This is a genomic window from Ruthenibacterium sp., assembly GCF_017421385.1.
Lineage (GTDB): Bacteria > Bacillota > Clostridia > Oscillospirales > Ruminococcaceae > Ruthenibacterium > Ruthenibacterium lactatiformans.
In genome coordinates this window covers 1-21855 of record NZ_JAFOIN010000092.1, presented here as the reverse complement: position 1 = coordinate 21855, position 21855 = coordinate 1, and the positions used below count along the sequence as shown (strand labels likewise).

Genomic DNA, 21855 nt, shown 5'->3' with positions numbered 1-21855 from the left:
TGTTTTATGCAAAAACGCAAAATGAGTGCCGAACGCGGTGCGCCGCGCCTTGCGGCACATGCCCTGGCCGGAATGGTGAGCGGCCTCGCGTCGGCATTCATCCTGTTTGGGCTGGTCGCAGCTGTTTGCTGCAAGGTGGATATTCCGCCGCATCTGCTTTTGCCTCTCTCCACCGTGGCGGTTTCGTTCGCAATGCTGCCCGCCGGGCTTGTTTTTGCGGCACTGCACGGAGAAAAGGGGATGCTGTACGGTCTGCTCATGGGGGCAATGTTTTTTGTGGCGCTCTGGATCGCAGCCTTGGCGCAGGGGCAGACCGAATTCACGTCTCTGTCCGCCGTGAAAGGCGTTGCAATGATGTCTGCGGGCGCTATCGGAGGATATTTGGGCATCGCCCTCCGTGAACGCCGCCGCCGCATCCATTGAAAAAGCCCGTCCGTAAACGAATAAACCCCGCATTTCACTCATATCCTGTACAAAGCTTGTACAGCAAAGAGGAGTGTTAAAATGCGGGGTTTTATAAAGCCAAGGTTTACTCGTCTGCACATGCCATTTCGGGCGAAGGCAGAAAGAAGCCGCCATTCGTTTCATCTGCAGGCCGTCGGTCTGGCATTGGCTCTGCTGGCCGGAGTGCTCTGCGGCAGCTTCTGGCAGCATGCCTCCCAACAAAATGTATACCTGTCTTATTTTGCAGAACAATATCTTGCCGGGCACAATACCGGCAGCTTTTCCGCGGCAATGTCGGTATCCTTTTTGTCGGCTATGATATTACAGGCCGTCGTGCTTTTTTTCAGCCTGTCCTGTATCGGCGCGCCGGTGCTTGCCTGTGTGCCCGTACTGCGCGGTATTTCTATCGGATGTGTATCCGCCTACCTGTATGCCTCTATGGGGATGAGGGGTCTATTGGCCAATCTGATCCTTTTCTGGCTCCCGGCTATCCTGCAATCCGTATTTCTGGTTTTATTTACAGACGCTGCACTGGATACTTCCACAAGCCTGTTCCGGCTGAATTTTCTGGAACAGGCAACCGGAGCGGGCACCAAAATCAGCCGTTGCCTGCGGATTTTTGTTGTTTCCTCTCTCGGTATGCTGCTTGCGGCAATCTTGGAAGGGCTTCTTGCCGTAATATTCGCTCCCGTCTTCTTGAAATGAATGATCCTAACCAATGCGCCTTAACCGCCATAAGGAGGAGGGGACAGGGAAAACGGCATTCAGAGTTCGTCATCCGAATGCTTAGGCAGCGCTGCAGCCTTTACCGGCTGTTCAGGCGCTTTTTCAAAATCGAGCTTTGCAAAAGGAGACGCCTGGGCTGCCTGCCGAAGCTGTGCCGTCCCCATGTGGGTATAGATTTCTGTTGTGGATACATGCGCGTGGCCCAAAATCTCCTTGAGGGCGAGCATATCCACATGGCCTTCCTGATACATCAGCGTCGCCGCCGTGTGCCGCAATTTGTGAACGGAATATCCTTTTCCAGACAAACCCGCCGCTTTCAGACAGTTGTCCACAATTTGCTGGATACGCCGCGCGGAAAGGCGCTTCCCGGTATGCTTGGAAACAAAAAGAGCTTTTTTGTCCTGCAAATTCGGCAGTTTGGCGCGCTCGTCGCACAGGCGGCGCAGTGCAGTATTACACGCATCGTTCAAATAAACGAGCCGCTCTTTATTGCCTTTCCCGACGATCCGGATCGTGCCGTCATCATGAATATCGGTAATATTGATATTAACCAGTTCACTCAAACGCATCCCGCAATTCAAAAACAGCGTTAGGATACAATAATCGCGTTCGTAAAAGTCGGACTGCACATTTTTCAGCAGTTCGACGCCTTCATTCAGTGATAAGTACTTGGGCAGACGTTTTTTCAATGCCGGCGTTTCCACGTCATCGGTGGGATTTATTTCCAAAACCTTCATTTTATTGCACAGATACTTATAAAATCCTTTCAGGCTGGAAAGCTTGCGTGCGCGAGTCGCGGGAGCGTTATCACGCTCCCGCGTGACATAATGCAGAAATTCGTAGATATCGCTGGTCGTGACGCTTTTGATCGTATCCAAATCCACGCGGCGGATGTCGATTTCATCCGGAGGCACATCTGCCGGGACAAGCCCGTGTGCCTGCATTAAAAAACGAAAAAAGGTGCGCAAATCAATGTAATATCCGTTCACTGTACGCGGCGAAAGGCCGCGGATGGTTTCACTGTCGTACAGATAACGTACGACAAGCTCCGGACAATCTTTATAGTCGCCATGTTTGTTGGGCTGGCGAGGATCAATATAGGTGCTCAAAAAAATCCATATCGTTTGAAACTAGGAATACGGATTATGCAACCACCCTTAATTTCGCTAAATTTTAATTTAGCGAAATTGCTCCTATTCCTCATTCCTGTCGGATATGTTCCTCCCTTCGCTGAAATTCGGAGATTTTTCAAGATCAAGATTCGTCGTCCCTCCCTTTTTAGATTAATCCATAACTGCATTGAATCGTCTACAATAGCTGAATCGCTTGCTTCACATACGTTACACCCAGCAATTCCATTGTATTGAATTCCTTCGGATCGATTTGTGCAAGGCTGTGCTTGGGCACGACCGCACGTACAAATCCCATACGCTGCGATTCTCGAAGACGATATTCTAGATTTGTTACGTTTCGCACCTCACCGCCAAGCCCGACTTCACCAATTGCAATCATATCGTCTGGTACAGGTTTGTCCATCAGGCTGGATACGACCGCCAGGCAAACCGACAGATCGCATGCAGTTTCGTCCAGTTCCAGGCCGCCTACAATATTGATATAAACGTCCAAATTACCCAGAAAATATCCTGCCCGCTTTTCCAGCACGGCCAACAATAGGTTCATCCGGTTGAAATCAAACCCGGATGCGGCGCGGCGTGGCGTGCCAAAGCCTGTTTTGGTTACCAGCGCCTGAATCTCCGACAAAATGGGACGCGTTCCTTCCATCGTGCATGCAACACAATTGCCGCTCACTCCAATCGGGCGCCCTTCCAGCAGCAGCTTGGAAGGATTTTCAATCACTTTCAGCCCGGTGCCCGTCATGTCAAACATGCCGATCTCATTGGTGCTCCCATAGCGGTTTTTAGCAGCACGAAGCACGCGGTACGGCAGCATTTTATCTCCTTCAAAATAAAGCACGGTGTCAACAATATGCTCCATTACTTTCGGCCCGGCAATTGCGCCGTCCTTATTGACATGGCCCACAATAAATGTGGGAATTTCCAGCGTTTTTGCCACGGTAAGCAGCCGCGCCGTGCACTCCTTGACCTGCGACACGCTTCCTGCCGAGGATGATATCTCCGCACAGTGCATCGTCTGGATAGAATCAATAACGACAATGCCGGGTTTTGTTTGTTCAACCAAATCGCAAATTGAACCGATATCGGTCTCCGCCGCCAGCATGATATTTTCTTCTTCTACCCGCAGGCGTGTTGCCCGCAGCTTAATTTGCCTTGTAGATTCCTCTCCCGTGATGTAAAGTACATTCACTTGCCTGGAGATTGCCCCACATAATTGCAGAAGAAGCGTGGACTTTCCCGCGCCCGGTTCGCCGCCCAACAGCACGACGCTTCCCAAAACAATACCGCCGCCCAACACGCGGTCCAGTTCACTGATTCCGGTGATGATGCGGCTGTGCTCTTCCGTGGTGCTGATGTCCTTAAGCCTGCTGGCGATGATGGCCGCGTTTCCTGTCGCCGGAGCAGATACGCCCTTCCCTTTCGTTTCTTTTACGATGTCTTCCACCATTGTGTTCCATTCCCCGCAAGAGGGGCAGCGTCCCATCCATCTGGGGCTTGCTTCTCCGCAGGAGGTGCAGACGTATACAGTCTTAAATTTTTCCTTTGGCATAATAAGATTTCTTCCTGTTTATCCATAGTTTTGTTGTTTGTTACAGTATAGCATCAAACCCGTTCAAAATAAACAGGCTTTGAAAAAAACATCCCAAAGATGTTATACTAATCTTATATTGCCAGAAGGAGGCTGCACGAAATGCTCGTGATCCTTTCTCCCGCCAAAAACATGCACCGTGTGCCCACTCCGCCGCATGCTACGCGCCCTATGTTTTTGCAGCAGACCGAAACCCTCGCAGCATCGATGAAGCGTTATGCGCCGTTTCAACTGGAGAGCGTTCTGAAGGTCAACCCACAGCTTGCGCTGCGTGCATTTACGGATATCCAAGACTGGAATGCGTCTATCCCCGGCTCTCCCGCGCTCCTCAGCTATCACGGACTTGCTTACAGCGCTCTTGATGCCGCAACGCTCTCCCGGGAGGATCTCACCTTCGCTCAGGATACTCTTCGCATCCTGAGTGCTTTCTATGGCGTGCTGCGCCCATTGGATAACATTCTTCCGCATCGTCTCGATTTTGAAAGCAGTTTTCGCTGCTGCGGCAAAACAATGTATGAATTTTGGGGCAGCATGCTGCATGATGCCGTTTTTCAGGCCGGCGCCCCTGTTATCAATCTTTCTTCTGCCGAGTATTCGAAAGCGATTTCCCGATATCTTCGCGCACAGGATGTTTTTATCACCTGTGATTTTCTGGAATTTAAACACGGAAAATGGTGCATGCCGGCGACCCATGCAAAAATGGCACGCGGCAAAATGGCACGGTTCATCGTGAAAAACCGCTTGACAGCGCCGGAACAGCTGAGCCTTTTCGAAGAAGACGGATATTGTTTTTCTCCGAAGCTGTCGACCTCCAGCCGCTATGTGTTTTCACGATCGTAATCAGCCTGTAAAGCCAATAGACGTTACAGCGCAAAAGCAACCAGGTGCTTTCGCATCTGGTTGCTTTTGCGCTTTTTAATGGATAGACTGTAAAAATGCACGCAGCCGCGGGCTTTCAGGGCATTCGAACAACTTTTCAGGAGTGTTCTCCTCCAGTATCTTTCCTTCGTCCATAAAGAGAACGCGGCTGGCGGAATCTCTTGCAAAACGCATATCATGCGTTACGATCAACATTGTAACCGCGCGCGCCACCAGCTTCTGTATCGTGACAATTACTTCGTTGGTCGTCTCAGGGTCCAGAGCGCTTGTCGGTTCATCAAACAACATGATCTGCGGATTCATTGCCAGCGCCCGAGCAATCGCAATGCGCTGCTTCTGTCCGCCGGAAAGCTGTGCAGGATAATTGTCCGCTTTATTTCGAAGCCCCACAACATCCAAAAGTTCCATTGCTTCCGCCAGAACTGCCGCCTTGTCCCGCTTGAGAATACGCAGCGGCGCGACGGTGATATTCTCCAGACATGTCAGATGCGGGAAAAGGTTAAAATGCTGGAACACCATTCCTGTTTTGGTGCAGATACGCCGCACTTCTTTTTCGGGGGGATATTTCGCCGTGCCTTTCACTGTGTCCACCAGCACATCCCCATCAATGACGATGCGGCCGGCAGAAACGCGTTCCAAATTGTTCACACAGCGCAGCAATGTGCTTTTGCCGCTGCCGGACGAACCGATGATCGCCACCGCTTCCCCTTGCTCCACCTGAAGGGAAACATCGTCCAGCGCTGTAAATGAACCAAACCGTTTGCTGACATGCTCGATCGACAAAATCGCCATATCTCACGCCTCCTTCCTCTCATGGCGGGAAAACCGCTTTTCACACCACTGCGAAAGCAGCGTGAGCAAAAAGGTGAGCGCCAGATAAATCACGGCAGCAATAAAAAATGCCGTAGGATTTACATCCCGGTTGTTGGCGTCCTTGGCCGCTTTCAGCAATTCTCCCACACCAATTGCCGTCACTAGGGCCGTATCCTTGATGAGCGTGATGACCTCGTTGCTCACAGGCGGAATTACACGGGCGATGGTCTGAGGGATGATAATGATGCGCATGGTTTGCCAGCGGCTGAAGCCGAGCGTCTTGGCCGCTTCGTGCTGGCCGTGGTCGATAGACTGCACACCGGCTCGATAGATCTCTGCAAAATATGCCGCATAATTCATCGTGAATGTAAGTACAGCGGCTACGGTATTTTCCATCCGGAACGCGGGCCCGAACATAATGGGGAGCCCGTAATACACAAAGAACAGCTGAAGCATCAGCGGCGTGCCGCGGAACACCCAAATATATGCCTTTGACAAAAAACGCACCGGAAAGAAGCGTGAAATCGATCCCAGGGCAAACGGAAGACCCAAAGGCAGTGATAAGACCAACGTCAGGAAGAACACCTGAAACGTCTGCCACGTTCCTTTCAACAGTGCCGGCAAAATCGCCTGAATATATTCAAGATTCATCTTCGCTCCCCTTTTTGCAGTTCTCTGTGGCGCCCCGCAAAAAGCGCGGGCGGGGCGGCCCCGTCCGCGCTGTTCACATTTTAGCCTTTGACGACGATATCCGCGCCGAACCAGGCTTCGCTGATCTCCGCTGCTTTTCCGCTTTCAATCAAAGCGTTAATAGCGTCGTTGACGGCCTGCGTCAGTTCAGCGTCACCCTTACGGAATCCGATCACATACAAATCGTCTCCAAAGTCCACTTCCGAGACGGCAAAAATGCTCCCCAGCTTGGCGTTTTTGTAACCGCCGTATACTTCATCGATGATCATGCAGTCCAGACGGCCCGCCTGCACATCCAAAATCACTTCATCATAAGTAGGATACTCCGTAATTTTGTCCTGAATGGACGCGTAAACGGCATCGTTCGTTACCGCTTCAAGCGCTGCGCTGCCGGCCTGGATGCCGATGTTATAATTCGCAAGATCCTCTTTGGCAGATACTGTAACGCCTTCCTTCGTCATAATGACGATTTTGTTGTTCAGATATGCCTGGGATAGGCTCATCGCTTCCTCACGTTCCGGCGTGATGGACATTCCATTCCAGATGCAATCGATATTTCCGGAAGAAAGCTCCATTTCCTTCGCATCCCAATCAATAGGCTGGAATGTCGCCTTTACACCCAATTCTTCGCACACTGCCGTAGCAAGGTCAATGTCGAAACCAACAAGGTTTCCGCTTTCGTCCCGGAAGCCCATGGGAGCGAATGTATCATCCAGACCGATGACAAGTTCGCCTTTTGCCTGAATATCCGCGAGTGTGGTGCCATATACGCTGCTGTTCACCGCACTCCCCGAAACCGAAGCTGGTTCAGATGCGCCGGCAGCGCCGGAGAAAGACACGCCCGCGCCGGAACCGCCGCAGGCAGTCAGTACAGTACCCAAAACTGCCGCGCTCAAAATAAGGCCGAAAATCTTTTTCATACGCTTTCAAACTCCTCTCATACCACAGTTCACTGCGGCGAGATTCATTATACTATATTACGCTATCATAGTAAAGTGAAAAATTGCTGAATATCCGTTTTTTTGCAAGAAAACACTTCTCACCTTTTCAATATGCCCAGAAGCAGCATGTCCAGAACTTCTTCGGCAGCCGCCAGCATAGAGCGAGCATCTTTGGGGTCATCTTTTGCGCAATACTGCTCCAGTATCCGGCGGAACACACACTCCAGGCTTTCCAAATAACGGGCTGCATGTTCTGCTTTTACAGCGGGATGCAAAGACATTTCGGCAATCACCTCTTGCAGGAAACGCCGGTTCATTTCACGCACGGGACGCCGCAGTTCCAGAATATCCGCTCTCAAGTGCTCCGGCATATGTACCATCGCACTCTCAAAAATCACTTCCCATGCGGGCTCCCGCGCAAAGAAGCGCTCGCGAAGCATGAAATATTGACGGATAGCGGCATGACTGTTTTCTTTTTGTATTTGCGTCGATTCTTCCTGGATATACACCTGCAGTGATTGAAACAATTCTTTAACGCAAAGAAGAAACAATTCATCCTTGCTGGAAAAATAATGATACATCATCCCTTTCGAGATTCCGTGGCGCGAACAGATCCGGTCCATCGTCACGGTCTCGTATGGCTGCGCGCCAAATTCCGCCAGCGCCGCCTGAAAAATCGTCTTTTTTGCATGCTCCTGCCGTTCCCTTTGCGTCATATCACGGATTCCTTTCCGCCTGATGCAGTTCTCCTGCCCATTCAAAGCCTTTCTTTGCCATAAAAACAGCGATGATTTCATTGATAACCGCTGCGGCTGCAATCGTTCCTTGAATGATAGAAGCACACTCCGGCGCCGGGCCGTTCAGTACAGAGACCGCGATGCCGGTAAACACCAGCGATACTCCCGAATGCGGCAGCAACGTAAACCCTAAAAATTTTTTGACTGTCTGCGGCGCATGCGTGACGGATGCGCCCAAATATGCACCGCTGTATTTGCCTATCGCCCGGGCCGTGATATAGATGGCGGTATAAAGGCCTGCTCCGAAAATCAAATGGTAGTCCAGCGGCGCCCCCAGATTCAGTATCGCGATGATCAGGCTTATTCCGATTACAGGGTCCATCACTTTCATGATTTCTGCAAGCTGTTTCTCTGAAATCATATTTGCAAACACCGTCGAAAACGCCATACCAATAAGCAAAAAATTGATGGCCGGTACAGGCAGAACATATTGATTCAGCACCATGCCTATTGCCGCCGAACACAGCAGCAGCAGGACTACTCGAAGTACCAGAAGCGCCTGAAAAGGATTTGTGGAGCCGCTCTGCTCATCCTGGACGATTTCCTGTTACATACCATTACCGACGAGCGTGAGGTGAAAATCCTCTTTGAAATTTTGGAGAAGCGATGCGAGATTAATCTCAGCACCATTATCTGCTCGCAACGGGAACCGGCAAGCTGGAGCTCCATGATTCTGAATGACGAGGTCTCCGCCAACGCTATCTTGAAGCGTGCAACCAAGCACTACACCGTGGTGATTAAACCTAAAATGACCACCTAATTACGGGTGGCCGCTGCGTCGCAAGGCGGCCGCTGATGACCGCACCGGTGGCCGCCGAGCGCCGCAGAATGCACTGCTTGAGATGTCGCTGAAAAAAGCGAATCTGGAGGACGTGTTTATCGAGCTGACAGAGAACGACGGAGAAAAACAGCCGTCTGAAGGACGCGCCCAAACAGCTAAAGCGGGAGAAAGTGAGGGAATGAGTAAATGACTGCGGTATTGAAGCATGAATTGCGGGCGTATTTCCATTCGCTGACCGCCTATGTTTTCGGCGCATTTCTGTTGGCTTTTGTTGGGATCGGCGCCATGATGTATAATCTTCAGGCAGCCGTGAGCAACTTTGAATATGTTCTCAGCTTCGGCTGTCTCGTCTTTGTGGTCATCGTCCCAATCCTGACGATGCGCGTCATCGCGGAGGAGCGCAAGCAGAAAACAGATCAGCTCCTGTATTCCCTGCCCATCACCACCACACAGGTAGTCATCGGGAAATATCTGGCACTGCTCACGGTCTATCTTATCCCTCTGTGCATCATCTGTATTTACCCGCTGATTTTCTCGCAGTTCGGCGACGTTTATCTATTGACATCCTATGGTTCTGTTTTTGCCTTTTTTGTTCTGGGCGCCGCGCTGATTGCAGTGGGCGTGTTTATTTCTTCCCTTACAGAAAACCAGGGCTTTGCCGCGGGCATCAGCATTGCTGTAATTTTGCTGAATTATTACAGCGTCAGCCTTTCAGAGTACGTCTCTTCCACGGCAACCGGCTCTGTGATTGCTCTGGGCGTTATTGTTCTGGCTTTAGGGGCGGTAATCCGATATTTGACAAAAAACGATAACCTCGCCTATGCGTTCAGTTTTATTCTGCTCCTGGCAATTGCGGCGGTCTGCTTTATCGACAGCTCTAAATTTGAGGGTTTGCTGCCGCGCATTATGGAAAAGCTGTCGCTGTTTGAGCGTTTTTACACCTTTGTCAACGGAGTGTTTGACATGACGGCCATCGTATATTTTCTGTCGGTTATTGTATTCTTCCTGTTTCTGTCTGTGCAATCGCTTGAGAAACGGAGGTATAACTGATGAAAAAGATGAACCCGCTAAAGAAAAATCCGCCAAGCCTCAACGCCTTTCGCGGCGGTTCGTACTCGCTGATAATCTCTGCCGTAGTGCTGGCACTTTTGGTCGTGGCAAATGTCTTTGCTTCTGCCCTGCCCTCCGCAATGACAAAATACGACATCAGCTCTACGAAATTGTACTCCGTTACAAGCAACACAAAGGTGGTTGTGAACGCACTGGAGCAGGACGTGACGATTTACTGGATCGTTCAATCCGGAAAAGAGGACGACATCATTGAAAACCTGCTCAGCAAGTACGAAACCCTTTCCGGGCATATCAAGGTCGTAAAGAAAAACCCGGACGTTTTCCCGACCTTCACGGAACAGTATACAAACGAAACCGTTCAAAACAACAGCTTGATTGTGGAATGCGGAGACCGCAGCCGGTTTATCGGCTATGACGATATCTATATCCAAGAAGCAGATGTGTATTCCTATTCCTACAACACTTCCTTTGACGGCGAAGGCGCCATTACCTCAGCCATTGATTATGTGGTCAGCGAGGAACTGCCGCAGTTGTATATGCTGGAGGGGCACGGAGAAGCAGAGCTTCCGGCTACATTCAGTGAACAAATTGAAAAGGAGAACATTGAGGTCAGCAGCTTTTCACTGTTGACGGTAGATTCCGTGCCGGAGGAAGCGGACTGTGTGCTGATTTACGCACCCACCAGCGATATTTCCGAGGAAGAACAGAAAATGCTGGCCAACTATGTGACAGACGGTGGAAAGCTGCTTGTCATGGCAGGGCCCACAGAGGAAGGGACGCTGAAAAATCTGTACGGTCTGTTGGAGGCATATGGCGTAGAGGCCAGCGACGGCGTAGTAATTGAGGCGGACCGGGAACACTATGCGTTTCAGGCGCCTTATGTACTGCTTCCGGATATGGCCGGCAGTGACATTACAGACTCTCTGATTGAAGAAAACTATTTTCCCATCATGCCGATTTCCCAAGGGATGAAGATCACCGGCTCTTCCGGAAATGGGACTGTGACAGAGCTGCTCACGACCTCAGACGCAGCCTTCAGCAAAATTGCAGGATACAGCCTTTCCACCTATGAAAAAGAGGAGGACGACATTGACGGTCCATTCTCTGTTGCACTCTCGGTCGAGGCCAACAGCGGCGGAAAAATCGTCTGGTTCGCCTCGTCGAGCTTCCTTGAGGATATGTACAATGCCTATTCCTCTGGTGCCAACGGAGACATGGCCATGAACGCGTTGTCATCTCTGGTCGGCGAGAGCGAAGCCATGGCGATTCGAAGCAAGTCGCTGAATTACAATTATCTGACGATCAGCGCGTCCACGTCCTCTTTGCTGAAGGTGATGATGATCGGCGTGTTCCCGCTTTTGTATCTGGGAATCGGCATCTGCGTGGTACTGACAAGGAGGAAAAAACAGAATGAAACGGTATAAAAGGCTGTATCTGCTGCTGGGCGTTCTGGCCGTCGCCTGCATCGCAACCTTCGGTGTACTCCGGTTCGAAGAACATCAGGAGCAGATCAAAAACAGCGATGAAATCATTTTGAAGGTTCCCAGCGACACAGTAACATCGCTGTCGTGGGAGTATCAGGAGGAATCCCTCTCTTTTCACAAGGAAGAAGTATGGCTTTACGATGAAGATGAAGCGTTTCCTGTAAGTGAGGAAAAGATAAATGGACTGCTGGCGCAGTTTGAGGAATTCGGCGCGTCCTTTATTATTGAGAATGTTCAAGATTACGGTCAATACGGGCTGGATGTCCCGGTTTGCACCATCCGGTTTTCCACCGATGAACAGGAATATGAGGTGCAGTTGGGCGATTACAGCAGCATGGATTCCGAGCGGTACGTTTCAATCGGAGATGGAAATGTCTATCTGGTGCAAAACGACCCGCTGGATCAGTTCGACGCAGTGCTCAGCGACATGATCGACCACGATGATGTCCCCCGCTTCGATGCCGTGGCTTCGATCCAATTTTCCGGAGATGAAACATACAGTATCGTTTATGAGGAGGGCAGCGATAACACCTATTGTGCCGATGATGTTTATTTTGCCCAAATAGGCGGCGAAATGCTGCCGTTGGACACCGAACGCGTGCAGAGCTATCTGGACAGCATAACCGACGCGGTTCTGACGGATTATGTCACCTATAACGCAACGGAGGAAGAGCTGCAGTCCTATGGGCTGGATTCACCGGAACTGACAATTTCGCTGAACTACACTTCGGAAGACGAAGATGGCGAGAGCTTTTCCGATGCCTTTGTGCTGAATATCAGCCGGGCTCCTGATGAAAAGACTGCGGCCGAAGCGGATGAGACAACCGAAGCGGAGAGCAGCGTCGAAAACGGAGAGACAGACAGCAAAGAGGAAGAGATTACGGCTTACGCGCGGGTTGGGGAATCGCAGATCGTCTATCAGATATCTGCAGCAGATTACAAAGCGCTGACAGCCGCGGCGTACAACTCTCTTCGTCATCTTGAGGTGCTCAGCGCAGACTTTGCAGACATCGAGCAAATCGACATTTCTCTTGATGGTGCGGAGTATACCATTGCTTCCGAAAAAAAAGGCAACGATCGCACATATTTCTATGGCGAGGAAGAGCTGGATATCGCCATGTTCCAGAGCGCTCTGGAAGGCTTGGTTGCGGAAAGCTTTACGTCCGAGCAGCCCTCGCAGCAAGAAGAGATTGGCCTGACGGTTTATCTGGATAATGAAAATCATCCGGAAGTTCAGATTAAACTGTATCGCTACGACGGCTCTCACTGCCTTGCGGTGGTTGACGGTGCGCCGGTGTCGCTGGTGACGCGTACCAGCGCAGTCGATCTGATCGAAGCCGTCCATGCCATTGTGCTGGACTAAAAGCGCGTGAAAGCACATGGGAAAACCATTTAATAAGCGGCCGCCGGAATGATTCCGGCGGCCGCTTATTGGTTTCCAGCAATACGGAGGATGTCTTTCATTTATGGGTATGCGGCACCATCCGTTATGGAAAGCTTTGCTTGAACTTCAATAGTGTAAACTTTATAAAATTTTTTCTTCGTTAATAAACCAATCCGAACCCATCGCCAATCGGCACAAGTTCGAATTCACGTGAAAAAACAAAGACTCTTTTTGACACCAAATGTGAACCTCTCCAACCTTGTGTGCAAGGGTCAAACGGTATGTGCTTCTTTTAATTGTTTGTTTTTAATCATGGTGTGCATTCTCGTATGCTTTCCGTACATCCTCCGGCAAACCATTAGGAATCATGCTCCGCACCCGATCTTCGCTGCCATCCTGCGATGCCTGCCCATAGTACCAGCACTTGAATTTCAGCATATCCAACACTTGGTTCATATGGGCAATTTCCGCCTCCAGTGTTTCCCTTTGCTTTTCAAAGAGTGCCTTTCTCTGGGAGTAGGTGGATGCACCTTTCACGCACCAGTCCATAAATTGCTTAATATCCTTGATTTCCAGTCCGGACTTTTTCAAACACTCAATAACCCTCAATGCTTCAAGTTCGGTATCACTAAATTTGCGGATGCCCGATACTCGCTCCATCTCCGGAAAAAGTCCCTGTTTATCGTAATAGCGCAAGGTAGAAATGGACAAACCGAACATTTCTGAAACTTGTCCAATCGTATACATACGCTCTCCTGAAAAAATTACAAATAAATTTTCAAATCCATCTTGACCTAAAGTCAGGTTTATGTATTACCATAACTATAGCAGAAATGCAAAACCGATGCAATGGAAAAAGGAGATTTTTCGATGCGTAAAAATGTTTTGATTATTTCTTCCAGTCCTCGTAAAGGCGGCAATTCCGAAACACTGGCAACATCTTTTGCAAAAGGCGCACAGGATGCCGGAAACCATGTAGAAACAGTCTGGCTTCGTGAAAAGCAGATTGGGTTCTGCAAAGGCTGTCTGGCCTGCCTCAAGGCCGGTCATTGTGTAATTAAAGACGACGCGGCGGAGATTGCCGCAAAGATGCACGACGCAGATGTGCTGGTGTTTGCCACTCCGGTCTATTACTACAGCGTCAGCGGCCAGTTTAAAACCATGCTGGATCGTGCCAATCCGCTGTTCGGTACGGACTATGCTTTTACAAAAGCTTATCTTCTGGCAACGGCGGCGGAGAATGAAGCAGCGACGGTAGAGGGCACTGTCAAGGCGATACAAGGCTGGGTAGACTGCTTTGACCGCTGTGAATTGGCAGAAACCATCTTTGCAGGCGGTGTCAGCAGCGTTGGCGATATTGCCGGACATCCTGCACTGGAACAGGCTTATCAGTCAGGCAAGGAGGTATAAACGTGGAAAATTTAGAATTGACCCAAGAATGGGATAAGGTCTTTCCCAAAAGCAACAAAGTAGACCATCAGAAAATCACCTTCCATAATCGCTATGGCATCACGCTGGCGGCGGATATGTATACGCCAAAAAATGCTGCCGGAAAGCTCTCAGCCATTGCGGTCAGCGGTCCTTTCGGCGCGGTGAAGGAGCAGTCTTCCGGGCTGTATGCTCAGACAGGCGGAGTTTGGATTCTTGACCATCGCCTTTGACCCGTCCTTTACCGGCGAAAGCGGCGGCAGTCCCCGTTATGTGGCATCCCCGGACATCAACACGGAAGATTTCTGTGCCGCGGTGGATTTTCTGTCCGTGCAGGAAAATGTTGACCCCGACCGCATCGGTATCATCGGCATTTGCGGCTGGGGCGGCATGGCAGTCAATGCCGCTGCTATGGATACCCGCATTAAGGCAACCGCTGCCATGACCATGTATGATATGGCTCGTGTGAGCGCCAATGGATATTTTGACAGCGAAAACACCGCCGATGCCCGTTACGCAAAGAAACAGGCGATGAACATCCAGCGCACCGAGGACTACAAAAACGGCAGCTACGCTCTTGCCGGCGGCGTGGTCGCCCCACTGCCGGAGGATGCACCGCAGTTTGTGAAGGATTACCATAGCTATTATAAGACCCGGCGCGGCTACCATCCTCGCTCTCTCAATTCGGGCAGTGGCTGGAATGTCACTTCTTCTCTTCCCTTTATAAATATGCCGATTTTGCAGTATTCCAGCGAAATTCGGTCTGCCGTCCTACTGGTGCATGGAGAAAAGGCGCACTCCCGTTATTTCAGCGAGGGTGCATATGAAAAGCTGACCGGAGACAACAAGGAATTGATGATCATTCCGGGTGCAAACCACGTTGACCTCTATGACAGCCCGACTGCAATCCCCTTTGAAAAACTGAAAAGTTTTTTTGAGGAATATCTTAAATGAAAGAACGGATTTTTCTTTGTCTGCTGTTAGCGACTGTATCGCTGCTCTGCAGCTGCTCTGAGCAGCGGTATGTTCCAGACAGTATATCGTCGCATGCAGAAATCACCGCCAAGCCGAGAACTACGCGATCTGAGAAAAGCACCACTCTGCCTGGGCCCGAGCCACAGGAAAAAGAACTCACGATGATCGTAAATGGTATGGCGTTGGATGTCTCGTGGGAGGATAATGAAACAGTTGAGGAATTGCTCGTCTATGCCCAAAACGGAACAATTACAGTAAACACTACGATTTACGGCGGCTTTGAACAAGTGGGCAGTCTGCCTCAGAGTTTTTCCAGAAATGATGTACAGATGACCACCGAGCCGGGAGATATTGTGCTGTATTCCGGTAATCAGCTTGTGGTGTTTTTTTCCTCAAACACTTGGAACTACACCAAACTGGGGCATATTAACTTGGCTGCGGAGAAACTGGCGGGATTGTTGGGCGGTGACTCAGCGGTTATTGAAGTCAAATACGAATAATCGAGCAGAAAGGACGTAAGGAGTGCGTTGACCTTATAATTCTACCTGTTCGTATTATGCACAACATCCAGCTCTAAAAATTAAAAAGTTTATACACAAAAAGGCACTACGGCAACCAAGGAGTGGCCGCCGTAGTGCCCGCTTTCGTTAAATGGCAGGGACTTTGCAAAAAGAAACTGGACACCCGCTCTGATACACATTGTGTCAAAATTGGTGTCCAGTTATGGTGGAGATGACGGGAATCGAACCCGTGTCCGAAAAGAGGTCCACGCTAGTATCTCCGGGTGCAGTTCACCTACAGGATTCCCCCATCGGCAGGCCGGTAAACGGGCCGCCGCTTCGGTAGCTTCATCAGTTCATGGCAGCAAACAAAGCTTGATGCTGCTCACGTGCACCGCTAAATGATGCCTTGACCCCGGCGCGCGGTAAGCCGGGCAAGACAGCTGCCTTTAATTAGGCAGCGACAGCTAATTTATTGTTGTTAGCTATTTTTTTGGAGGCGTTTTAAGTGCGTCCCCCGAGCACTACCCGCTGCTTTCGCTTTCCTCTCCCCGTCGAAACCTTTACATCCCCATATAAAAGGCTGTTCGATGACAGCCTTAACGGCGCTGCTCTTTCATGGCGCGGTCGATGTCCCGTTTTGCTTCCCGCGCCGCCATATCGGCTCTCTTGTCATAGAGCTTTTTGCCTTTGCACACACCAAGCTCCAACTTTACTTTACCACGTTTGAAATAAAGCTGCAAGGGGATCAGTGTATATCCTTGCAGCTTCTGCTGCTCCTGCAGGTGTTTGATCTCCCGTTTATGCACCAGCAGCTTGCGTTTACGCACCGGGTCCCGGTTAAAAATGTTGCCTTTCTCATATGGGCTGATGTGCATGCCCAAAACATACAGCTCACCGCCGTCGATCTCCACCCACGAGTCCTTCAGATTTACTGCGCCGGTACGGATGCTTTTCACTTCCGTTCCCACCAGCTCGACGCCCGCCTCCATGGCTTCCATGACAAAATAGTCGTGACGTGCCTTGCGGTTCACTGCGATCAACTTGCTGTTTTCCTGTCCGGCCATTTTGTCACCTCCTGCCGTGGGATAATAGAATACCCGATTGCGGCCCCTTTGTCAAGTGCTTCGCCCGCACACGTCACAATTCGCCGCGGTTTGCCAGTGAACGCCCCAGTGTTACCTCATCGGCATACTCCAGATTACTGCCCACGGGAAGGCCATAGGCAAGCCGCGTGGCTTTCACACCCAGAGGCTTGACAAGCTTCGCCACATACATGGCTGTCGCCTCTCCCTCCACCGTGGGATTGGTCGCCATAATGATTTCCTTTACACCGCCTGCCTGAATACGCGCCAACAGCTCTTTGATGCAGAGCTGTTCTGCGCCCACACCGTCCATCGGAGAAATCAGCCCGTGCAACACGTGGTACAGCCCCCGATATTCCCGCGTGCGTTCAAACGCCGTCACGTCCCGCGGGTTTTCCACCACACAGATCACGCTGTGGTCCCGCGCCTCTCCGGTACAGATGGCGCAGATCTCATCCTCTGTAAAATTCTGGCACACTCTGCAGCGATGGATTTTCGTATGGGCTTCTTCAATGGCGCGGGCAAAGTCCAGAGCTTCTTCTTTATCCATGCTCAGCACCTGATACGCCAGGCGCGTGGCGCCTTTCCGGCCGATGCCCGGCAGCTTGGCGAATTGTTCGATCAGCCGTTCCAGCGGCGCCGCGTTATATCCCATAATGCGATTCTCGCTCCTTCTGCGTTCTTCCCGTTACAGACCCAGCCCCGGAATATTCAGTCCGCCCGTCAGCGCACCCATTTCCTTTTCCGATGCTTCGTCCACCACACGCACAGCTTCGTTTACCGCTGCAGCAATCAGGTCTTCCAGCATTTCCACGTCATCTTTTTCAACAACGTCCGGGTTGATTTTCAGCCCTGTCACCTGATGTTTGCCCGTCATCTTCAGTTCTACCATGCCGCCGCCCGAGGTGACGCTGTACTCCGTGTTTTCCAGTTCCTCCTGCTTCAGACGCATATTCTCCTGCATCTGCTGCACCTGCTGCATCAGCTGCTGCTGGCTCTGCTTGCCGTACCCCTGCGGTAATCTTGCTTTCATTACGATTTCTCCTTTATATCATTCGTTTTCGTAAACTATTTCAACACCCTGCCGTTCCAGCTGGCTTAGAACGTCTTCGGCACTCTGTCTGGCCTCTTCCTCCTGCCTTTTGCGCTTGTAGGGGCCGATGGCATATCTTGTGCCCGTCACTTCGGCAATGGTTTTTTTGATAAGGTCTGCCGAATAGTCATTTTTGCGCATATACTCCAGGAAAAGGTCGCTTCCGTCGATCAATACACGCTTGCCATCATAAAATGCATTGGAATTGCGCAAATAGACAAACAAAAGCTGATCCTTGGCCTCCATCGCCGCAACGACTTTTTTCCATGCCGCAAACGGCTCCTGTACCACACCGTCCGCCAACGGCGGAGGCGGCGCCAGAGATGGTGCCGCCGGCTTCGGCGTGGAAGGTTCCTTCTTCGGTGCCTGCTGCGGAGAGGATACAGCCACAGGTTTGGCTTCGGCGGCTGAAGCAGGCATTTGGGCAGAGGACACAACCGCCGGTGCAGTTTCAGCAGCCGAAGCCGCTGCCGCACTTAACTGCGCTCCCGGCGCAGAGACAGAAGCCGCCGCAAACGGCTGCGGGGCGGCAGGCACAGCAGCAAAGGGCTGCGAAACAACAGGATGAACCGTCTGGATATCCGGCGCATCCTCGCACAGCTTGAACAACGCGACTTCCAGCTCGATGCGCGCGTCGGTCCCCTTCCCCATCTTGTCCAGCGCACCGCATAAGATCTTGATGGCGCGTACCGCATCATTCTGAGGAACTTCGGGCGCAGCCTCCAGATACTTCCGCTCTTCTTCCGGGCTCACACCTACCAGCAGACCTTGTCCGCCGGACATTCCGGCAAGCAGCAGATTGCGGTAATGCAGGATCATTTCATCGCACAAGCGCTTGATATCGATGGATTTCTCCCGCAGCTCCGCCACCAGGCGAAGCGCGCCCGCCGCATCCTTCCTTGCCACGGCACCGGCCAAATCAAACAGGTAGCTTTTATCAGTCACGCCCGCCATACGGCGCACAACATCCGCATCCACCTGGTTCGTCACGCCTGCGCATGTATCCAAAATGGAAAGCGCGTCGCGCATCGCCCCGTCGGCCAACCGCGCGATCAGCCCGGCGGCATCCGGCGTCAATTCGATTTTCTCCTGCCCGGCCACATACAGCAAACGGCCCTCGATATCCTGAGGCGCAATGCGGGTGAAATCATAGCGTTGGCATCGGGACAGAATCGTCGCGGGCACCTTGTGGATCTCCGTGGTGGCCAAAATAAAAATAACGTGGCTGGGCGGTTCCTCCATTATTTTGAGCAGCGCATTGAACGCCGCTGTGGAGAGCATGTGCACCTCGTCGATAATATATACTTTGTATGTGCAGACACTGGGCGTGTAAGCCGTTTCATCCCGCAGATCCCGGATATTGTCCACGCCATTGTTGGATGCGGCGTCGATTTCCACAACGTCCATCACACTGCCGTCGTCAATACCCGTACATACCGGGCATTGTCCGCAAGGGTCTGCGCCATTCCGGCTTTGACAGTTCACTGCTTTGGCGAATATCTTGGCGCAGGTCGTTTTACCGGTGCCGCGCGTGCCTGTAAAAATGTAGGCATGTCCTACTTTGTCGTGCAATATCTGGTTCTTCAGCGCCGTGGTAATGCCCGCCTGGCCCACAACGTCCTCAAATGTTGCAGGACGCCATTTACGGTAAAGCGCACGGTACATATTCACGGCCTCCTTTTGAAGATGCGGCAAAAAACAGGACAGGACGCGGCGCTAAACGCCCGTTATACGGCTCGGCATACAGAGGACAGGCTGCCTGCGGCGCACAAGGCAGGCCACTTAATGCTGCTCGGTTCCCCGCCTGACATGGTTCATGGAGCCCCGTCGCACAGGGCCCGCCCTCTGTATGCCGAACAGTACAAACCTTCGCCCTGTCCGGTTGTTCTCTGATGCGGCTCCCCGGCCGCCGCACCTTCGCCTTTATACGGAACTGCAGACATGCGTGGCCACGGCCGCGCCTCCGGGTGTTTCGGGTTATATTATACTATATTTTCAAGCCGAATGCAAGAAAAAAGCGGGACGCGGCAAAAGCCGCGTCCCGCCTGCACGCAGGCATTCTTATTTAATGATCTCTCCGCTGTTGGGGCCGCCCGCAGCATTGCTTTCGTCGGTATCGATATGCATAGCCGTAGCGAATTTCTCGCTCACACGAATGACCACATCATCGAACACCAGCTTACGGCCGTTGCCGCCTGTAACGACCTTGACAATATCCTTGTCCGCCACGCCTGCGGCCGCTGCATCGGCCGGAGTCATGTGGATATGCCGCTTGGCAATGATAACGCCCTCGCCGATCTCCACCTCGCCTGCCGGACCGACAAGCTTGCAACCGGCAGACCCGGCCACATCACCGGATTCACGCACCGGTGCGACAATACCAATGGAGCGCGCATCGGTCATGCTCAGCTCCACCTGCGTGGCGCTGCGGCACGGGCCGAGAATCGAAACATTGGCAAGCTCCTTCTTCGGGCCGACAACCGTCACGCGCTCGTTAGACGCGTACTGGCCGGGCTGAGAAAGCTCTTTTTTCACAGTGAGCTGATATCCTTTGCCGAACAGGGTCTCCAGATCGGCCTCGGTTACATGCACATGACGGGCAGAAGTTTCCACAAGAATATTCATTATAAGTCCTCCTTCCAGGTACAATACTATTTTAGCAATCCGCATTTAAAACCGCAAGGGGTATGTGCTATAATTAAAAGAATAAAGCAATAAAAGGTGATTAAAAATGGATTTTGAGCAATTAAAGCAAACCTGCCTTGTGTGCGAAAAGTGCGATCTGTGCCGCACCCGCACCCACGTCGTGTTCGGCACGGGAAACCCCAACGCCGAAGTTCTGTTCATCGGTGAGGCGCCGGGACGCAACGAGGACGAGCAGGGCCTTCCCTTTGTGGGGCGCAGCGGCCAGCTGCTGGACCAATACCTGAAAGCGATTCACCTGGACCGCGAAAAAAATGTGTTCATCACAAATATCGTCAAGTGCCGCCCGCCTGAAAACCGGGACCCTCTGCCCAATGAATGGGACGCATGCATCCCCTATCTGCGCGAGCAGTTCCGGCTGATCAAGCCGAAAATCGTCGTCTGCCTGGGGCGTATCGCCGCGCAGCGCATCATCCGTCCGGATTACAGCGTCATGAAAGAGCACGGCCAGTGGGTGGAAAAGAACGGCGTTTACTTCACCGCCACACTCCATCCCGCCGCGCTGCTCCGAAGCCCGGGCAACAAGCCGCTGAGCTTCGCAGACTATGTCGCCATCCGCGAAAAAATCGAAGCCGTGTGCACCCACACTTATGATTGACCGAAGCGCAGGCATTATCCTGCAAACCCGCTGTAAAACAGCGGGTTTTTGTGTCAAAATCCCAGCATTTACATACTATGGACTAAAGGGGTGTATGCATATGCAACAGCAGGAATTGGATTTCTTTTTGGGAGCGCTTTCCCCCACCGGTTTTTCCAGTTATTACACACAAGTTGTAAAAGATGCGGAAACACAGACCTCGGCCCTTTTGAAGGCCGGCCCAGGCTGCGGCAAATCTACCCTGCTGCGGCGCATCGCGGCCCATCTTGAGGAACAGGGCGAGACTGTGGAGCTCATCCACTGCTCCAGCGATCCGGACTCTTTGGACGGTGTCATCTGCGGCGCGCGGAAATTTTCGGTAGTGGATGCTACCCCGCCGCACGGCGCGGTACATAAACACACTTTTTCATGAAGAATATATAACGTCATATTTAATTATTGCAGAATACATTGCGAATGTTTAAAATTCGACTTTTTCGGCAAAACAAGCATTGCGTTCGCCCAAAAGCAGGTTCGCGGCTTCGTTTTCATGCTGCACGCGGTACTTTGCGGACAGAACATACACAGAATACGGGACCCTTTTGTACGTATTTTCTAAGGCAACACCGCACAATTCACAAGCGGCATTTCTCTGAACAGCAACAGCCGCGAAAAGCACGGATCACCCTGCTCATTGATTCGCGAGAGCATACGGCTTCAAGCCGTCAGGCAGGGCCTGTCAGCCAGAAGCAGATCTGCT

Annotated in this window: 23 protein-coding genes, 2 other RNA genes and 2 pseudogenes; 12 read left to right on the top strand and 15 right to left on the bottom strand. The window is 51.6% G+C overall.

Annotated elements, in window-relative coordinates; translation table 11 throughout:
• Window positions 1-6: 6 nt before the first annotated feature.
• Both IIY41_RS11080 and IIY41_RS11075 read left to right on the top strand, forming a co-directional pair.
• On the top strand, window positions 7-423 hold the full coding sequence (locus IIY41_RS11080; RefSeq protein ID WP_050004191.1) for a TIGR04086 family membrane protein: 417 nt from the start codon (window positions 7-9) through the stop codon (window positions 421-423).
• A gap of 81 nt (window positions 424-504) precedes the next feature.
• The gene (locus IIY41_RS11075) at window positions 505-1149 is read left to right on the top strand and encodes a hypothetical protein (RefSeq protein ID WP_009325702.1); all 645 of its coding nucleotides are present in this window, start codon (window positions 505-507) and stop codon (window positions 1147-1149) included.
• A 59-nt stretch (window positions 1150-1208) separates the two neighbouring features.
• On the opposite strand, the gene IIY41_RS11070 is transcribed toward IIY41_RS11075, so the two are convergent.
• A complete protein-coding gene (locus tag IIY41_RS11070; protein WP_050004189.1) occupies window positions 1209-2279 on the bottom strand; it encodes a tyrosine recombinase XerC in 1071 nt (356 codons plus the stop codon).
• Between the two features lie 199 nt (window positions 2280-2478).
• Complete coding sequence (radA, locus tag IIY41_RS11065) at window positions 2479-3855, bottom strand: DNA repair protein RadA (protein ID WP_082052062.1); 1377 nt, start codon at window positions 3853-3855, stop codon at window positions 2479-2481.
• A gap of 141 nt (window positions 3856-3996) precedes the next feature.
• Between radA and yaaA the strand changes: the two genes are divergently transcribed.
• Entirely contained in the window at window positions 3997-4734 is a 738-nt protein-coding gene (gene yaaA, locus IIY41_RS11060) for a peroxide stress protein YaaA (RefSeq protein ID WP_287400747.1), read from the top strand.
• 75 nt (window positions 4735-4809) lie between these two features.
• Here the strand turns inward: yaaA and IIY41_RS11055 are convergent, their stop codons facing one another.
• The 5 genes and pseudogenes from IIY41_RS11055 to IIY41_RS11035 all read right to left on the bottom strand — a co-directional run.
• Window positions 4810-5565, bottom strand: coding sequence for an amino acid ABC transporter ATP-binding protein (locus IIY41_RS11055; RefSeq protein WP_009325698.1), 756 nt, complete (start codon window positions 5563-5565; stop codon window positions 4810-4812).
• A gap of 3 nt (window positions 5566-5568) precedes the next feature.
• Window positions 5569-6237, bottom strand: coding sequence for an amino acid ABC transporter permease (locus tag IIY41_RS11050; RefSeq protein WP_287400745.1), 669 nt, complete (start codon window positions 6235-6237; stop codon window positions 5569-5571).
• Window positions 6238-6317: 80 nt separating this feature from the next.
• On the bottom strand, window positions 6318-7196 hold the full coding sequence (locus tag IIY41_RS11045) for an amino acid ABC transporter substrate-binding protein (protein ID WP_287400743.1): 879 nt from the start codon (window positions 7194-7196) through the stop codon (window positions 6318-6320).
• 119 nt (window positions 7197-7315) lie between these two features.
• Window positions 7316-7933, bottom strand: a complete 618-nt coding sequence (locus IIY41_RS11040; RefSeq protein WP_287400741.1) for a TetR/AcrR family transcriptional regulator — start codon at window positions 7931-7933, stop codon at window positions 7316-7318.
• 1 nt (window position 7934) lies between these two features.
• Window positions 7935-8438 (bottom strand): annotated as a pseudogene (locus IIY41_RS11035) (cation:proton antiporter); the annotation flags it as partial.
• 6 nt (window positions 8439-8444) lie between these two features.
• On the opposite strand from IIY41_RS11035, the gene IIY41_RS11030 reads away from it, so the two are divergent.
• The 4 genes from IIY41_RS11030 to IIY41_RS11015 all read left to right on the top strand — a co-directional run bounded on the left by IIY41_RS11030 (window position 8445) and on the right by IIY41_RS11015 (window position 12713).
• The gene (locus tag IIY41_RS11030; RefSeq protein WP_058722571.1) at window positions 8445-8774 is read left to right on the top strand and encodes an ATP-binding protein; all 330 of its coding nucleotides are present in this window, start codon (window positions 8445-8447) and stop codon (window positions 8772-8774) included.
• A gap of 207 nt (window positions 8775-8981) precedes the next feature.
• Window positions 8982-9845: an ABC transporter permease gene (locus IIY41_RS11025; protein ID WP_287400738.1), complete on the top strand. Its 864-nt coding sequence runs from the start codon at window positions 8982-8984 to the stop codon at window positions 9843-9845.
• Window positions 9845-11290, top strand: coding sequence for a GldG family protein (locus tag IIY41_RS11020; RefSeq protein WP_205506438.1), 1446 nt, complete (start codon window positions 9845-9847; stop codon window positions 11288-11290). Before IIY41_RS11025 ends, IIY41_RS11020 begins: the two co-directional genes overlap by 1 nt.
• The gene (locus IIY41_RS11015; RefSeq protein WP_050004180.1) at window positions 11277-12713 is read left to right on the top strand and encodes a DUF4340 domain-containing protein; all 1437 of its coding nucleotides are present in this window, start codon (window positions 11277-11279) and stop codon (window positions 12711-12713) included. Before IIY41_RS11020 ends, IIY41_RS11015 begins: the two co-directional genes overlap by 14 nt.
• A gap of 327 nt (window positions 12714-13040) precedes the next feature.
• Here IIY41_RS11015 and IIY41_RS11010 read toward each other — a convergent pair whose 3' ends face one another.
• Window positions 13041-13481, bottom strand: coding sequence for a MerR family transcriptional regulator (locus tag IIY41_RS11010; protein ID WP_287400734.1), 441 nt, complete (start codon window positions 13479-13481; stop codon window positions 13041-13043).
• A gap of 123 nt (window positions 13482-13604) precedes the next feature.
• On the opposite strand from IIY41_RS11010, the gene IIY41_RS11005 reads away from it, so the two are divergent.
• The 3 genes and pseudogenes from IIY41_RS11005 (at window position 13605) to IIY41_RS10995 (ending at window position 15637) form a co-directional block, all read left to right on the top strand.
• The gene (locus tag IIY41_RS11005; RefSeq protein WP_287400732.1) at window positions 13605-14144 is read left to right on the top strand and encodes a flavodoxin family protein; all 540 of its coding nucleotides are present in this window, start codon (window positions 13605-13607) and stop codon (window positions 14142-14144) included.
• Window positions 14141-15116: pseudogene (locus tag IIY41_RS11000) on the top strand (alpha/beta hydrolase). Before IIY41_RS11005 ends, IIY41_RS11000 begins: the two are co-directional and overlap by 4 nt.
• Window positions 15113-15637 (top strand): cyclophilin-like fold protein, encoded by a 525-nt coding sequence (locus IIY41_RS10995; protein WP_055080795.1) that lies wholly within the window; start codon window positions 15113-15115, stop codon window positions 15635-15637. The pseudogene IIY41_RS11000 and the gene IIY41_RS10995 overlap by 4 nt, the downstream one beginning before the upstream one ends.
• Before the next feature lie 224 nt (window positions 15638-15861).
• On the opposite strand, the gene ssrA is transcribed toward IIY41_RS10995, so the two are convergent.
• The 7 genes from ssrA to pduL all read right to left on the bottom strand — a co-directional run bounded on the left by ssrA (window position 15862) and on the right by pduL (window position 20440).
• Window positions 15862-16210: a transfer-messenger RNA gene (gene ssrA, locus IIY41_RS10990) on the bottom strand.
• A gap of 26 nt (window positions 16211-16236) precedes the next feature.
• Window positions 16237-16704, bottom strand: coding sequence for an SsrA-binding protein SmpB (smpB, locus tag IIY41_RS10985; RefSeq protein ID WP_009325681.1), 468 nt, complete (start codon window positions 16702-16704; stop codon window positions 16237-16239).
• Window positions 16705-16777: 73 nt separating this feature from the next.
• The gene (recR, locus tag IIY41_RS10980; protein WP_009325680.1) at window positions 16778-17377 is read right to left on the bottom strand and encodes a recombination mediator RecR; all 600 of its coding nucleotides are present in this window, start codon (window positions 17375-17377) and stop codon (window positions 16778-16780) included.
• Window positions 17378-17410: 33 nt separating this feature from the next.
• Entirely contained in the window at window positions 17411-17755 is a 345-nt protein-coding gene (locus tag IIY41_RS10975; protein ID WP_009325679.1) for a YbaB/EbfC family nucleoid-associated protein, read from the bottom strand.
• An 18-nt stretch (window positions 17756-17773) separates the two neighbouring features.
• Window positions 17774-19480: a DNA polymerase III subunit gamma/tau gene (gene dnaX / locus IIY41_RS10970; RefSeq protein WP_287400727.1), complete on the bottom strand. Its 1707-nt coding sequence runs from the start codon at window positions 19478-19480 to the stop codon at window positions 17774-17776.
• An 80-nt stretch (window positions 19481-19560) separates the two neighbouring features.
• Window positions 19561-19659: signal recognition particle sRNA small type (gene ffs, locus IIY41_RS10965), an RNA gene on the bottom strand.
• Between the two features lie 217 nt (window positions 19660-19876).
• A complete protein-coding gene (pduL, locus tag IIY41_RS10960) occupies window positions 19877-20440 on the bottom strand; it encodes a phosphate propanoyltransferase (RefSeq protein WP_009325677.1) in 564 nt (187 codons plus the stop codon).
• A 106-nt stretch (window positions 20441-20546) separates the two neighbouring features.
• Here pduL and IIY41_RS10955 point away from each other — a divergent pair, with 106 nt between their 5' ends.
• Together IIY41_RS10955 and IIY41_RS10950 are read left to right on the top strand one after the other, a co-directional pair.
• Window positions 20547-21116 (top strand): uracil-DNA glycosylase, encoded by a 570-nt coding sequence (locus IIY41_RS10955; protein ID WP_123157663.1) that lies wholly within the window; start codon window positions 20547-20549, stop codon window positions 21114-21116.
• Between the two features lie 100 nt (window positions 21117-21216).
• Entirely contained in the window at window positions 21217-21528 is a 312-nt protein-coding gene (locus IIY41_RS10950) for a P-loop domain-containing protein (protein WP_040910273.1), read from the top strand.
• Window positions 21529-21855: the final 327 nt, after the last annotated feature.